The sequence below is a fragment of the Pseudoalteromonas fuliginea genome (assembly GCF_000690055.1).
GTDB lineage: Bacteria > Pseudomonadota > Gammaproteobacteria > Enterobacterales > Alteromonadaceae > Pseudoalteromonas > Pseudoalteromonas fuliginea.
On the sequence record NZ_JJNZ01000024.1, the window covers coordinates 123,684 to 136,952 of the forward strand.

The following is a 13,269-nucleotide window of genomic DNA, read 5'->3' on the forward strand; positions in this document are numbered from 1 at the left end:
GGGGTACTATTGCCACTTCGACAAAGATATATTTAACCATATTATTCATGGAAGCCGAGAAACGTTATCGCGACGTGCCTATAAAAACCTTAGCTTTATTATAGACCGCTTAAGCTATTAATTTCTTTGTTACGTTTTTCAAGTTTATCTTGTACGCTCCCTGCATCTTCAAATAACTTTTGAACAGAATCAGGATCTAAAATACTTATTGTTTCTGATGCTGCTGACATACTTGATACTTTTGGAGTGTTATTTAAAATAGACGTATCTTCTGCGGCAATAACTGTAATATCTTTTGGATTGAGTTTAACCTCAATGCTTTTTGCATGCGGATTTGGCGTGTCTGAAAAATGCCATTGACCTGTGTCATCTTGCCATTTAAAAATTTTACTATTTGAGGCTGTAGAGCTCACTATTTTTTCGCTTGCTTGCTTTACGTTATGTACAGCATTATCAAATGTATTACCGGTGAGCGTCGCTATTTTTTCTTTAATATGATGCGACTTGTCACTCATTGATGACACTGAAAGCCATGTTTTACCATCGGGCTTTTTTAAATAAAATAAAGATATGAGCGCAATAGTCATGATTGATATTGCTAAATAGGCAAAGTATTTCATAGCGTTCCTGCTTTAAATTAATCCTTTATCCTTTGAGTCTAATTAAAAATACTTAATCCGGCAATTTTTTCACAATAAAAAAGCAGCCGAAGCTGCATTTTTATTTTCGATTTAGCTATACGTGTGCCGCGTTAAATACCATCGCCATCAATGTGTAACCCACACTCACGATTTAAACCAAAGAAACGAGTTTCTTCTTCTGTCATACCCGGCTCTAATTTACGCGTAGTGTGTACATCTCCCATCGACACATAACCTTGCTCCCATAATGGGTGATAAGGTAAGTCATGCTTAGTAAGATACTGATACACATCGCGATTCGACCATTCAATGATCGGGTACACTTTAACTGTGCCACGACTAATTTCTACAAACTGTTTATCTGCACGTGTAGATGATTGATCGCGTCTTAGGCCACTAAACCAAGTACCCGCTTCTATTTCTTTTAACGCACGGGTCATTGGCTCTACTTTATTAAGCTGATTATATTGCTTAATTCCACCTTCGCCTTGCTCCCATAATTTACCAAATTTAGCCTCCTGCCATGCAGGACTAAGCTGTGCTCTATACACCTTTAAATTAAGTGATAAGCGCTCGCTCATTTGCTCAATAAACTGATACGTTTCAGGAAACAAATAACCTGTATCGGTTAATACAACAGGAATATCAGGACGCTGTGAGGTCATTAGATGCAGCATTACCGCCGCTTGAATACCAAAGCTAGATGATAAAAAGGCCGTATCAGGTAAGTTATCAAGCGCCCACGCAACGCGCTGCTCTGCGCTCATATTTGCTAGTAAACCATTAGCATCAGCTAACATAGCCGCTTGGCTTTGTTTATCTAGCTGTAAAATGTTTTTAAATTCACTCATGGTAAATTCCAAACCTCACCAGCGCTTAGCGCTGGTATTTAATTAAGCGTGAAAATCGGTTACTGATACTTTTACTTCAGCAACAATGCCTTTGCGAATAACAAAGTCACCAAAACACTCACCGTCGTTGCGCTCTTTAGCCCACTGGCCAATTAGCTTATCGAATGCGTCTAGGTAAACATCTTCGCCTACGTTCTCAAGGTACAATTTAGGAATACGCGTGCCTTCTAAATTACCACCTAAGTAAACGTTGTACTTACCAGGACCTTTACCTACTAAACCAGCTTCAGCAAGCATTGCGCGGCCACAGCCGTTCGGGCAACCTACAACGCGCATAATAATGCTGTCATCTGGTATACCGTGCTTTGCAAGTAATGCTTCAGTTTTTTCTACTAGGCTTGGTAAGTAACGCTCTGCTTCGGCCATTGCAAGTGGGCACGTTGGCAGTGAAACACACGCCATTGAATTTTTACGCTGCTGCGAATCTTTGTCGTCAATCAGGCCATGGCTACGTGCAATCTCTTCAATCACAGCTTTTTGATCTGCAGGTACGCCAGCAATAATTAGGTTTTGGTTTGCCGTCATACGCATGTCACCTTGGTGAATTTCAGCGATTTTACGACAACCTGTTTTAAGCGGCTTGTCTGGGTAGTCTAAAATACGACCACTTTGAATAAATAATGTTAAGTGGTGCTTACCATCAATGCCTTCAACCCAACCAATACGATCGCCACGATGAGTAAACTCAAATGGGCGGCTTGGTGCAAACGTAACACCTGAGCGTTTTTCTACTTCTGCTTTAAATACATCAACGCCAACACGGTCTAATGTGTATTTAGTTTTTGCATTTTTACGATTTGAACGATTACCCCAATCGCGCTGCACAGATACAACATGCTCTGCAATTTTTAAGGTATCTTCTAGCGGTATAAAACCAAAGTCATCGGCTTTACGCGGATAAGTTGCTGTATCGCCGTGCGTCATGGCAAGGCCACCGCCCACTAATACGTTAAAACCAACAAGCTTGCCGTTATCAGCGATAGCCACAAAGTTTAAATCGTTAGCGTGAACATCAACTTCGTTATTAGGCGGAATAGTTACCGTTGTTTTGAATTTACGCGGTAAGTAGTTAGATCCTAAAATTGGCTCTTCTGTGGTTTCTGCTTTTTCGCCATTTAACCAAATTTCGGCATACGCTTTTGTTTTTGGTAATAAATGTTCAGAAATCTTTGTAGCCCAATCGTAAGCCTCTTGATGTAGCTCAGACTCAACTGGGTTAGTAGTACAAAGCACATTACGGTTAACATCACCTGCGGTAGCAATAGAGTCTATGCCCACGCTATCAAGCATTTGGTGCATGCCTTTGATGTTTGGCTTTAGCACACCATGAAACTGAAACGTTTGACGCGTTGTTAAACGGATGCTGCCGTAGCTTGTTTTTTCATCAGCAAACTTATCAATTGCTAACCACTGCTCTGGCTTAATAATACCGCCAGGCATACGTGCACGTAACATTACATTATGTAGCGGCTCTAGCTTTTGCTTAGCACGCTCACCACGTATATCACGGTCATCCTGTTGGTACATACCGTGAAAACGTATTAGCTGAAAGTTATCAGCGGTAAAGCCACCGGTAATTTCGTCTTTTAAATCTTGTTCTATGGTGCCACGTAAAAAGTTACTTTCTCTTTTCAAACGCTCGTTATCAGAAAGCTTTACGTTTTTATCTTGTTCGCTCATTTTAAATCCTAAATTTGTTACAGTGACGGCTGTTAGCTGTTAAATAAAATAAGAAACGTGATTAATACACGTCTTTCTGATAGCGGTTTGCGCTACGCAAATCTTTTAAGTATTGCTCTGCGTCTTCATCGCTCTTACCTGTGTTTTCTTTGATGATATCGACCAAGGCGCTGTGTACATCTTTTGCCATGCGATTTGCATCACCACAAATGTAAAAATGAGCGCCAGCTTCCAACCATTCAAACACGTCTTTACTGTTACTGCGCAACTTGTCTTGCACGTATACTTTTTCTGCTTGGTCGCGGCTAAATGCAACATCTACTTTATTAAGTAGGCCCGATTTTAAATAACCCTGTATTTCTACTTGGTATAAAAAGTCTTGAGTGAAATGTGGGTTACCAAAAAACAACCAATTTTTACCTTGTGCTTCACGCGCATCACGCTCTTGTAAAAATGCACGGAACGGCGCAATGCCCGTACCTGGGCCAACCATGATCACCGGTGTATCATCGTTAGTTGGTAGGCGGAAGTTATCGTTATGTTCGCTAAATACTTTAACTTTACAGCCTTCTTCAGCTCGGCGAGTTAAGTAACCCGAACAACCACCTAAGTGCTCACTATCAAACGCATCAAACTCAACTAAGCCTAGAGTTAAATGCACTTCGTCTTCAACCTCTGCTTGACTAGATGCAATTGAGTACAAGCGAGCTTGCAGCTTACGTAGGCAATCGACTAATGTTTGCGCATCAATTTTTGCTGGATTTTGGCGAATTACATCAAATATCTGGCGAGGTTCAATATACGCACGCATTGCAGCTTTATCTTCCACAAGCTTTAATAATTCAGGCGTACCTGTTGCTGTTGCGTATTTTTCTACAAAACCTGGGTATGACTGAGTCAGCTCTAGTTTTTCAATAAGTGCGCCGCGTACGCTTAGCTCTTCATCACCTACTTTTACAATGCTTGCTGCATCTATTTGAGTGAGTGTAAGTACTTCATCAACTAATACATCGTCATTTAAAAAGTACACACCTAATGAATCACCTGGTGTATAAGTAATGTCTGAACCTTCAAGTGAAATTTCAACGTGGCGTACATCTTTAGTTGAGTCGCGACCGGTAATTTTTTGAACTGTTAAAAGCTCTGCTTCAAATGGATTTTGTTTTGTATATTGGCTTGAAGCGGTAGTTGGTGAACCAAAAGGCATAGCTAAAGCTTGACCGCCGGCGGCATCTTGCTGCGCTTTTAAATCTGGCTCAAATGCATCAAGTGCACCGGCGATCCATGTTGCAGCTTCATCTTCGTAATCTACATCTAAATCAGCACGTTGATATATAGTTTGTGCACCAAGTTTATTTAAGCGCTCTTCAAAGTCTTTTGCTGTTTGACAGAAAAACTCATAGCTAGAATCACCCAAACCAATAACCGCTATTTTTACATCGTCTAGTTTTGGCGCTTTTTTAGTGGCTAAAAATTCGTGGAGTGTTTCTGCGTCTTCTGGTGGCTCACCTTCGCCGTAAGTAGATACAACGATAGTTAAAAACTTTTCTTTTTTCAGGGCTGTTGGTTTGTAATCAGACATGCTAACCAATTTAACTGCTAGGCCTCGTGATTCGGCCTGCTCTTTCATTTTGGTAGCAACACCTTTTGCATTACCCGTTTGCGAACCATATAAAATAGTTAGTGCTGCAGAATCGCCATTAGCCTGTGCGCCTGAAATAGGAGCTCCTAGCGCAGCTGAATTAGCATTAGCAGCTAAGTAACCACTTACCCACGCTTGTTGAATTGGATTAAGTTCAGCCACTAAACCTTGCAGCTTCTGTACTTGCTCTTGCGATAGCGGACTTGCCGCAGCATTTAGTTGACCTAACAACATGAATCGATTCCCCATAACCCTGAAAATTAAACACAATACACTTTATGTATTGTTAAAAAATGAGTTTTACCTCATCCAGAGTGTATCTGTTGAGGTTTTCTAAGTATGTAGGATAACGGGGTCTGCATAGATAAAAAAAGAATAGAATCTGCTTTGATATTCCATTTAGTTATTAATTTATAAAATTACCTTCAAAAACAGATTAAAGACTTATTATTGCTTTTTATCGAATTTTAAATTAACAATTTTGTAACCAAACTAATATAAGGTATATTCTCCATTCAAAATAAAAAATAGGAATACTCATGTCATACGGGACATATAAAAACAAACTACTTAGTACGGCTTTATTACTCGGCTCACTGCCAGTAATGGCCAATGTAGCTAATGGTAGCTTTGAACAGTGGTCAGGAAATACACCTGCATCATGGACTACTATAGATAGCGGTATTAACTTATCACGCTCAACTAGCACAGTGAAAAGCGATAGTAGCTCTGCTGCTGTAAATGTAACAACTGGTTCGCAAAGTAACACGGATTTACTACAGCAAATTGCTGTTGAAGCAGGTCAAATTTACGATTTTTCTGCTGATATTTACCATACGGAAGGTAAAATTAAAGCCCGTTTGTATGTCGATGGTTACCAAGGCTATTCAAATGAGGCGCAAACGAATCAATGGCAAAAAATCAGCCATAGCTACACAGCAAGTAGCAGCAAAACAATTAACGTGGGTCTGCGTTTTTATGATGTTAGTGGATTTGACGGTAGCGAAATTGTCTACGTAGATAATTTTTTACCAAATAGCGATGGTGGCTCATCAACAAGCTGTTCTGACAATAGCCTTACCCTAACGCTTAATACCGATAATTATGGCAGCGAAACAAGTTGGTCTATTAATAATAGTCAAGGTAGTTCAATTGCTAACGGTGGTGGTTATGAGTCAAACACTCAGTATGATGAACAAATATGCTTAACTGATGGGGCATACACGCTTGTAATTAGTGATAGTTATGGTGATGGCATGTGTTGCTCTACTGGTAATGGTAGCTATACACTTAAGCAAGGCTCTATCACTCTTGCCAGCGGTGCGAGCTTTAGCAATACAGACAGCTCAGCTTTTGAGTTAGGAAATTCTGGTACAGAACCTGGTAATGGCTCTGGCGGAACTAATCCAACACCCACTGGTTATTATGTAACGACACAGGGCTTAACTGGCTATGCGTTGAAAACTGAGCTTTATAATATTACTAAAGATCATAATGCACAGGGTTATTCGGCGATTTGGAATTTTTATGATTCATCAGCACGTGATAAATACTTTGAAAACGATAATAGTATTTTAGATATGTATAGCGAAAAGCCAAACGGTTCAGACAGCTATAACTATACAGCCGTGAGCGATCAGTGCGGTAACTATAGTGGAGAAGGCGGCTGTTACAACCGTGAGCATTCATTTCCGAAAAGTTGGTTTGGCGGCACTATTGAACCTATGAACTCAGATGTTCACCATATTTACGCAACCGATGGTTATGTAAACTCAAAGCGTAGTAACTATCCATTTGGTGAAGTATCAAGTGCTTCATTTACATCCACTAACGGCAGCAAATTAGGTTCAGCTACAAGCTCATTAAATTACTCAGGTACTGTATTTGAGCCAATTGATGAATTTAAAGGTGACTTTGCACGCGCTTATTTTTATATGGCAACACGCTACGAAAATGTAATTGGCTCTTGGCAAAATATAACTACCTCAAGCAACGCAGTACTTAACGGTTCACGCAACCAAGTATTTGAAAGCTGGGTTGTAGCCATGCTGCTCAACTGGCATAACAGTGATCCTGTGAGCCAAATGGAGCTAGATCGCAACCAAGCCGCTTATGAATTTCAAGGTAATCGTAATCCATATATCGACCATCCTGAATTTGTAGAGATGATTTGGTAATAGCGAATAAATAAAGTAAGAGCCTCAGCATTTTCTGAGGCTTTTTTATTACCCACTATTGAAAGACCACATTACTGCCATCCTTAGTACTAAAACCGCTTTTCCCAAAAGTAATAAGTAGACTTTGCCGATTATGCACTACAACAACTTGCTTAGCTGAGTACATTGATAACTTATAACCAACGTTAACCAACAGTCCTGAAAGCAACGTAAGTTCAGCACTCGTAAATGGTTTTCGCTTATTGTTATTAGCCCAATCTAGAGCGTTTATCGTAAATATATTCGGTGATTTAAAAGAGTGCTGAACTAATTTCACAATATTTTGTATCTGCTCGATAGATGGCTGGTATTGAGTAATCCCTAAGCTTAATAAATAACTTTGAATGGTATACATATCACTTATTACTAAAATAAAAAACACATCATAAAAGCTCAAGTTAAGTTGAGGTAAAGCACTTTAAATAACTTAACCTGAACTCTGGTTAAGAGATTTACTAACGTATTGAATCATGGTGATATTTAAATTTATTTCTCTAGCTAGAGATTTTCAGTGAAAACAAGACGAATTTACGCGCCAATAGCTGCCTATTGTAGGTAAATTCAACGCAGTTAGCGCTGAAAGTAGCTGCTCGAGATAAATTTATTATCCAGAGTTTAGGTTAACTTATATAAAAACTAGAGCGTGTTTATCTTTCGAGGTTGAATTTTCAGCTTTAGGCAAGGCGAAAATATATAGAGAGCAACGAAATGCTGGCCGATTAGAAAATCGTATTTTATTGGTATTCCCCGTTATATGTTTTTGTCACACTATTAATAAGTCTGCTTCTATATAAGCTTTTTCTAAAAAAGAAAGTATAAAATCAATTACGAATATTTTAACTACATTTAATATCTATTCGTGACGTTCTTTATATGATGCGAACAACTCAATGCTTTACGATTCGCGACACTCTTTTAGTTTCAGATTTCGTAATTATTCGACCCAGATTATACCAATCTACTTATATATGGGGTCTATTTAACGTTAAGAAAATTAAGCAAGAACTAGGCAAAAATTTTATCTAGTTGTTCTAAATAAAAATTTTAACGACGTTATAGTCGTAATTTAACTCGTTAAATTGCTCAAAGATTTATGCCAGTTGGAATTATGACTTTTAAAATTGACAGTGCCTTAAACACAAAAAGCCCCAGCTAATGCCGGGGCTTTTTTACAAAACTGATTTAATTAAAAAATTAAGCTAGTTTTGGACTAGAAATAACGTCTACTAAAGTCCAAGATTTATTCTTAGAAATTGGTGCGCATTCACGGATAGTAACTACGTCACCCGCTTTTGCTGTGTTATTTTCGTCATGTACGTGTAACTTAGTCGTACGTTTAATGAATTTCCCATAGATTGGGTGCTTCACGTAACGTGCGATAGCGATAGTGAAAGATTTTTCCATCTTGTCGCTGATTACACGGCCTTGAAGAGTACGAATTTTATCGCTCATTATTGACCTGCCTTCTGGTTAATAACTGTTTTTACACGCGCGATATCGCGGCGTACTGTTCTTAGCGTGTGTGTCTGAGCCAACTGACCAGTGCTAGCTTGCATGCGCATATTAAATTGCTCACGAAGTAGTCCTAGAAGTTCAGCATTAAGCTCTTCTACGCTTTTGTCTTTTAGTTCGCTAGCTTTCATCACATTACCGTCCGAGTTACGAAAGTTGTTTTGAATGGCAGTTTACGAGCAGCAAGGTCAAACGCTTCACGAGCAAGCTCTTCTGAAACACCTTCCATTTCGTAAAGTACTTTACCAGGCTGAATTTCAGCAACCCAATATTCAACAGAACCTTTACCTTTACCCATACGAACTTCAAGAGGTTTTTCTGTAATCGGTTTGTCAGGGAAGACACGAATCCAGATTTTACCTTGACGTTTCACGTGACGCGTCATAGCACGACGAGCTGCTTCGATTTGACGAGCAGTCATACGGCCACGGCCAGTTGCTTTCAATCCGAAAGTACCGAAGCTTACTTTGTTACCGTTTTGCGCTAAACCGCGGTTGCGGCCTTTGTGCATTTTACGGAATTTTGTACGTTTTGGCTGTAACATTACTCGCTACCTCTACTTAGCACTTTTCTTGGCTTTCTTTGGTGCGCGTTTAGCTGGCTTCTCTTGCTCTTGTACTAGTGGTAAACCACCAATAACTTCGCCTTTGAAGATCCAAACTTTAACACCAATGATACCATAAGTGGTTAAGGCTTCAGAAGTTGCGTAATCGATATCAGCACGAAGAGTATGTAGAGGTACACGACCTTCACGATACCATTCTGAACGTGCGATTTCAGCGCCGCCAAGACGACCGCTAACTTCAACTTTAATCCCTTTAGAACCGATGCGCATTGCATTTTGTACCGAACGCTTCATAGCGCGACGGAACATAACACGACGTTCTAGTTGAGAGGCAATGCCGTCTGCTACTAGTTGTGCATCTAGTTCTGGTTTACGTACTTCAGAGATATTAATCTGAGCAGGTACACCAGCGATTTTAGTTACCGCTTGACGTAATTTTTCTACGTCTTCGCCTTTTTTACCGATAACAACACCCGGACGAGCCGTATGGATTGTTACACGGATTGATTTTGCTGGACGCTCAATAACGATTTTAGACACAGAAGCCGTTTTCAATTCCTTAGTAAGGAATGTACGAACTTTGTGATCGCCAAAAAGCTGTGCAGAGAAATCTTTTGAACTCGCGTACCAGGTAGAAACCCAAGGTTTAGATATACCTAGGCGAATACCAGTAGGATGAACTTTTTGTCCCATTACTTATACTCCTAGCTATCTGAAACCATAACAGTGATATGGCTTGTACGCTTAAGGATGCGGTCTGCGCGTCCTTTAGCACGAGGCATAATACGCTTCATTGTAGGACCATCGTCCACAAAGATCGTTGTTATGCGAAGCTCATCAATGTCAGCACCTTCGTTATGCTCTGCGTTAGCAATAGCAGACTCAAGTACTTTCTTAACTAATACAGCGGCTTTCTTAGGGCTGTACGCCAGGATTTCTAGTGCGCGATCGACAGGTAACCCGCGGATCTGATCTGCAACTAGACGTGCTTTTTGCGCCGAACCAGAGGCGAATTTATGTTTAGCTAATGCTTGCATTTATCTTCCCCTCTTATCGTTTCTTCGCTTTCTTATCCGCAGCATGGCCACGGTAAGTGCGAGTTGGTGCAAATTCACCTAGTTTGTGACCGATCATTTCGTCAGAAACGAAAACTGGTACGTGCTGGCGACCATTATGGACAGCAATGGTCAATCCGATCATGTTAGGTATGATCATTGAACGACGGCTCCAAGTTTTAATTGGCTTTTTCTCACCGCTTTCCAAAGCTTTCTCTACCTTCTTCAGCAAGTGTAGGTCTATAAAAGGACCCTTCTTGAGAGAGCGTGGCATGGCTATTCCTCAATATTACTTAGTACGACGACGTACTATAAATTTATCCGTACGCTTGTTCTTACGCGTCTTCGCACCTTTAGTCGGTTTACCCCATGGAGACACAGGATGACGACCACCAGATGTACGACCTTCACCACCACCGTGTGGGTGATCTACCGGGTTCATGGCAACACCACGAACTGTCGGACGAATACCACGCCAGCGATTTGCTCCTGCTTTACCAAGTGAACGAAGCATATGCTCAGCATTGCCTACTTCACCTAGAGTCGCACGACAATCAGATTCAACTTTACGAACTTCGCCTGAACGAAGACGTAATGTTACATACTGACCATCACGAGCAAGGATTTGAACGTATGCACCAGCAGAACGTGCGATTTGAGCACCTTTACCTGGTTTTAATTCTACGTTGTGAACAGTCGAACCTACAGGCATATTACGCATTGGTAATGCATTACCAGGTTTGATTGGTGCATCAACACCAGACTGGATTGCATCGCCAGCTTTTAAGCCTTTTGGTGCGATAATGTAACGACGCTCACCGTCTGCATATAATACAAGAGCGATGTTTGCGCTACGATTTGGATCGTATTCTAAACGTTCAACAGTGGCTGGAATGCCATCTTTAGTACGTTTAAAATCGATTAAACGGTAATGTTGTTTATGACCACCACCGATATGACGAACCGTAATACGACCATTGTTATTACGACCACCTGATTTAGAGTTTTTCTCTAAAAGTGGTGCGTATGGCTTACCCTTATGTAGATCTGGGTTAACCACTTTAACTAGGTGACGACGGCCCGCAGAAGTAGGCTTACACTTTTGAAGTGCCATAATTCTATCCCCTTATTACTCGGCGCCGCCGACAAAGTCTAGCTCGCTGCCTTCTTTAAGAGTAACGTAAGCTTTCTTCCAGTCGCTACGACGACCGAAACGTGCGCCAGTACGTTTTGTTTTACCCTTAACGTTAAGTGTGCGAACACCAGTTACTTCTACTTCAAAAAGCTTCTCAACTGCTACTTTAATTTCAGCTTTAGTTGCGTCATTTACTACTTTGAAAACAATAGTGTTGTTTTCTTCAGCAGCAATAGTGCTTTTTTCAGAGATATGTGGAGCAAGGATCACTTTTAAAAGACGTTCTTCGCGAATCATGCTAGCGCCTCCTCAAGTTGCTTAACAGCAGCGGCTGTAATAAGTACCTTATCGAAAGCAATTAAGCTTACAGGATCGATACCAGCTACATCACGCGTGTCAACCTTATAAAGGTTACGTGCCGATAAGAAAAGATTTTCATCTACTTCTTCAGTCACGATAAGAACATCTTTAAGCTCAAGTTCTTTAAGCTTAGCAACTAGTTCTTTAGTTTTTGGTGCTGCTAGAGCAAAACTTTCAACAACGATTAAACGCTCTTGACGAACTAATTCAGATAAGATGCTTTTAATCGCACCACGGTACATTTTACGGTTTACTTTTTGGCTGTGGTCTTGTGGTTTAGCTGCAAAGCTAACGCCACCTGAACGCCAAATTGGGCTACGGATTGTACCGGCACGTGCACGGCCAGTACCTTTTTGAGCCCATGGTTTTTTACCACCACCGCTTACTTCAGAACGTGTCTTCTGAGCACGAGTACCTTGACGAGCACCTGCTGCGTATGCAACAACTACTTGGTGTACTAATGCTTCGTTAAACTCACGTCCAAAAGTAGCTTCAGAAACTTCAAGACCGCCAGAAGCGTCTTTAATTGCTAATTCCATCACTAAATCTCCAGGACTTATGCTTTAACAGCTGGTTTAACGATAACGTCACCGCCAATAGCTCCAGGTACTGCACCCTTAACTAAAAGCAAATTACGCTCAGCGTCAACGCGAACTAGTTCTAAGTTTTGAGTCGTTACACGCTCAGCACCCATATGACCGGCCATTTTCTTACCTTTAAACACCTTACCAGGTGATTGGTTTTGACCGATTGAACCAGGAGCACGGTGAGATAGAGAGTTACCATGTGTAGCGTCTTGCATGCTGAAATTCCAGCGCTTAACACCACCTTGGAAACCTTTACCTTTAGAAGTACCGGTTACGTCAACCTTGTTGATTTCGTTGAATAATTCAACAGTAAGCTCTGCGCCTACTTCAAAATCGCCTTCACCACCGTTAAGGCGGAATTCCCACAGACCGCGACCCGCTTCAACACCAGCTTTAGCGAAATGACCCGCTTTAGCTTTGTTTACACGACTTGCTTTTTTAGTGCCTGCGGTTACTTGAAGCGCGTTATAACCGTCTGTTGCGTCAGATTTGATCTGAGCAATGCGGTTAGGTGTCGCTTCAATAACTGTCACAGGGATAGATACACCATCTTCAGTGAAGATTCGTGTCATACCCACTTTACGACCGACTAGACCTAATGCCATTTTCCTAAAACCTCTCTAATCTTTCGATTAACCCAGGCTGATTTGAACATCAACACCAGCAGCAAGATCTAAACGCATAAGCGCGTCTACAGTCTTGTCAGTTGGTTCTACGATGTCTATCAGACGTTTATGGGTGCGGATCTCGTACTGATCACGCGCATCTTTATTAACGTGCGGTGAAGTTAGTACAGTAAAACGTTCAAAGCGTGTAGGTAGTGGGATTGGACCACGTACTTGTGCGCCAGTGCGTTTCGCAGTTTCCACGATTTCTGCCGTTGATTGGTCAATCAAACGGTGGTCAAAAGCTTTTAGGCGAATACGAATGCGTTGATTTGACATTCTTAACCTCAATATAAAGAG

The 13,269-nt window shown here is 41.0% G+C and carries 17 protein-coding genes; 1 reads left to right on the plus strand and 16 read right to left on the minus strand.

Annotated features, from left to right (window positions below):
• Nucleotides 1–98 precede the first annotated feature (98 nt).
• From DC53_RS12210 to DC53_RS12195, 4 genes are all read right to left on the minus strand, one after another.
• Nucleotides 99–620 carry a DUF4124 domain-containing protein gene (locus DC53_RS12210; protein WP_007376199.1) on the minus strand — a complete coding sequence of 174 codons (522 nt, stop codon included), beginning with the start codon at nucleotides 618–620 and terminating at the stop codon, nucleotides 99–101.
• 131 nt (nucleotides 621–751) lie between these two features.
• Entirely contained in the window at nucleotides 752–1,492 is a 741-nt protein-coding gene (locus DC53_RS12205; RefSeq protein WP_033029261.1) for a phosphoadenylyl-sulfate reductase, read from the minus strand.
• Between the two features lie 42 nt (nucleotides 1,493–1,534).
• Nucleotides 1,535–3,232 carry an assimilatory sulfite reductase (NADPH) hemoprotein subunit gene (gene cysI, locus DC53_RS12200; protein WP_033029263.1) on the minus strand — a complete coding sequence of 566 codons (1,698 nt, stop codon included), beginning with the start codon at nucleotides 3,230–3,232 and terminating at the stop codon, nucleotides 1,535–1,537.
• Between the two features lie 61 nt (nucleotides 3,233–3,293).
• Entirely contained in the window at nucleotides 3,294–5,108 is a 1,815-nt protein-coding gene (locus DC53_RS12195; protein WP_033029265.1) for an assimilatory sulfite reductase (NADPH) flavoprotein subunit, read from the minus strand.
• A 305-nt stretch (nucleotides 5,109–5,413) separates the two neighbouring features.
• On the opposite strand from DC53_RS12195, the gene DC53_RS12190 reads away from it, so the two are divergent.
• Nucleotides 5,414–7,051, plus strand: coding sequence for an endonuclease (locus DC53_RS12190; protein ID WP_033029267.1), 1,638 nt, complete (start codon nucleotides 5,414–5,416; stop codon nucleotides 7,049–7,051).
• 55 nt (nucleotides 7,052–7,106) lie between these two features.
• Here DC53_RS12190 and DC53_RS22130 read toward each other — a convergent pair whose 3' ends face one another.
• From DC53_RS22130 to rpsJ, 12 genes are all read right to left on the minus strand, one after another.
• Nucleotides 7,107–7,445 carry a hypothetical protein gene (locus DC53_RS22130; protein ID WP_167331235.1) on the minus strand — a complete coding sequence of 113 codons (339 nt, stop codon included), beginning with the start codon at nucleotides 7,443–7,445 and terminating at the stop codon, nucleotides 7,107–7,109.
• 839 nt (nucleotides 7,446–8,284) lie between these two features.
• The gene (gene rpsQ, locus DC53_RS12180) at nucleotides 8,285–8,542 is read right to left on the minus strand and encodes a 30S ribosomal protein S17 (RefSeq protein WP_007376193.1); all 258 of its coding nucleotides are present in this window, start codon (nucleotides 8,540–8,542) and stop codon (nucleotides 8,285–8,287) included.
• On the minus strand, nucleotides 8,542–8,733 hold the full coding sequence (gene rpmC, locus DC53_RS12175; RefSeq protein WP_002957889.1) for a 50S ribosomal protein L29: 192 nt from the start codon (nucleotides 8,731–8,733) through the stop codon (nucleotides 8,542–8,544). Before rpmC ends, rpsQ begins: the two co-directional genes overlap by 1 nt.
• Complete coding sequence (gene rplP / locus DC53_RS12170) at nucleotides 8,733–9,146, minus strand: 50S ribosomal protein L16 (RefSeq protein WP_002957890.1); 414 nt, start codon at nucleotides 9,144–9,146, stop codon at nucleotides 8,733–8,735. Before rplP ends, rpmC begins: the two co-directional genes overlap by 1 nt.
• 12 nt (nucleotides 9,147–9,158) lie before the next feature.
• Entirely contained in the window at nucleotides 9,159–9,860 is a 702-nt protein-coding gene (rpsC, locus tag DC53_RS12165; RefSeq protein WP_002957891.1) for a 30S ribosomal protein S3, read from the minus strand.
• Between the two features lie 11 nt (nucleotides 9,861–9,871).
• The gene (rplV, locus tag DC53_RS12160; RefSeq protein ID WP_002957892.1) at nucleotides 9,872–10,204 is read right to left on the minus strand and encodes a 50S ribosomal protein L22; all 333 of its coding nucleotides are present in this window, start codon (nucleotides 10,202–10,204) and stop codon (nucleotides 9,872–9,874) included.
• Nucleotides 10,205–10,217: 13 nt separating this feature from the next.
• A complete protein-coding gene (rpsS, locus tag DC53_RS12155; RefSeq protein WP_004588689.1) occupies nucleotides 10,218–10,496 on the minus strand; it encodes a 30S ribosomal protein S19 in 279 nt (92 codons plus the stop codon).
• Between the two features lie 15 nt (nucleotides 10,497–10,511).
• The gene (gene rplB, locus DC53_RS12150; protein ID WP_007376192.1) at nucleotides 10,512–11,336 is read right to left on the minus strand and encodes a 50S ribosomal protein L2; all 825 of its coding nucleotides are present in this window, start codon (nucleotides 11,334–11,336) and stop codon (nucleotides 10,512–10,514) included.
• Between the two features lie 15 nt (nucleotides 11,337–11,351).
• On the minus strand, nucleotides 11,352–11,654 hold the full coding sequence (gene rplW, locus DC53_RS12145; protein WP_002957896.1) for a 50S ribosomal protein L23: 303 nt from the start codon (nucleotides 11,652–11,654) through the stop codon (nucleotides 11,352–11,354).
• Nucleotides 11,651–12,256, minus strand: coding sequence for a 50S ribosomal protein L4 (gene rplD, locus DC53_RS12140; RefSeq protein ID WP_002957897.1), 606 nt, complete (start codon nucleotides 12,254–12,256; stop codon nucleotides 11,651–11,653). The genes rplW and rplD overlap by 4 nt, the downstream gene beginning before the upstream one ends.
• Nucleotides 12,257–12,273: 17 nt before the next feature.
• Nucleotides 12,274–12,909, minus strand: a complete 636-nt coding sequence (gene rplC, locus DC53_RS12135; RefSeq protein ID WP_002957898.1) for a 50S ribosomal protein L3 — start codon at nucleotides 12,907–12,909, stop codon at nucleotides 12,274–12,276.
• Nucleotides 12,910–12,936: 27 nt separating this feature from the next.
• Nucleotides 12,937–13,248, minus strand: coding sequence for a 30S ribosomal protein S10 (gene rpsJ, locus DC53_RS12130; RefSeq protein ID WP_002957900.1), 312 nt, complete (start codon nucleotides 13,246–13,248; stop codon nucleotides 12,937–12,939).
• Nucleotides 13,249–13,269: the final 21 nt, after the last annotated feature.

Bases quoted from the DNA above. Each gene is read 5' to 3' on its own strand.
- DC53_RS12210 (WP_007376199.1), bottom strand. From the start codon at position 620: ATGAAATACTTTGCCTATTTAGCAATATCAATCATGACTATTGCGCTC.
- DC53_RS12205 (WP_033029261.1), bottom strand. From the start codon at position 1,492: ATGAGTGAATTTAAAAACATTTTACAGCTAGATAAACAAAGCCAAGCG.
- cysI (WP_033029263.1), bottom strand. From the start codon at position 3,232: ATGAGCGAACAAGATAAAAACGTAAAGCTTTCTGATAACGAGCGTTTG.
- DC53_RS12195 (WP_033029265.1), bottom strand. From the start codon at position 5,108: ATGTTGTTAGGTCAACTAAATGCTGCGGCAAGTCCGCTATCGCAAGAG.
- DC53_RS12190 (WP_033029267.1), top strand. From the start codon at position 5,414: ATGTCATACGGGACATATAAAAACAAACTACTTAGTACGGCTTTATTA.
- DC53_RS22130 (WP_167331235.1), bottom strand. From the start codon at position 7,445: ATGTATACCATTCAAAGTTATTTATTAAGCTTAGGGATTACTCAATAC.
- rpsQ (WP_007376193.1), bottom strand. From the start codon at position 8,542: ATGAGCGATAAAATTCGTACTCTTCAAGGCCGTGTAATCAGCGACAAG.
- rpmC (WP_002957889.1), bottom strand. From the start codon at position 8,733: ATGAAAGCTAGCGAACTAAAAGACAAAAGCGTAGAAGAGCTTAATGCT.
- rplP (WP_002957890.1), bottom strand. From the start codon at position 9,146: ATGTTACAGCCAAAACGTACAAAATTCCGTAAAATGCACAAAGGCCGC.
- rpsC (WP_002957891.1), bottom strand. From the start codon at position 9,860: ATGGGACAAAAAGTTCATCCTACTGGTATTCGCCTAGGTATATCTAAA.
- rplV (WP_002957892.1), bottom strand. From the start codon at position 10,204: ATGCAAGCATTAGCTAAACATAAATTCGCCTCTGGTTCGGCGCAAAAA.
- rpsS (WP_004588689.1), bottom strand. From the start codon at position 10,496: ATGCCACGCTCTCTCAAGAAGGGTCCTTTTATAGACCTACACTTGCTG.
- rplB (WP_007376192.1), bottom strand. From the start codon at position 11,336: ATGGCACTTCAAAAGTGTAAGCCTACTTCTGCGGGCCGTCGTCACCTA.
- rplW (WP_002957896.1), bottom strand. From the start codon at position 11,654: ATGATTCGCGAAGAACGTCTTTTAAAAGTGATCCTTGCTCCACATATC.
- rplD (WP_002957897.1), bottom strand. From the start codon at position 12,256: ATGGAATTAGCAATTAAAGACGCTTCTGGCGGTCTTGAAGTTTCTGAA.
- rplC (WP_002957898.1), bottom strand. From the start codon at position 12,909: ATGGCATTAGGTCTAGTCGGTCGTAAAGTGGGTATGACACGAATCTTC.
- rpsJ (WP_002957900.1), bottom strand. From the start codon at position 13,248: ATGTCAAATCAACGCATTCGTATTCGCCTAAAAGCTTTTGACCACCGT.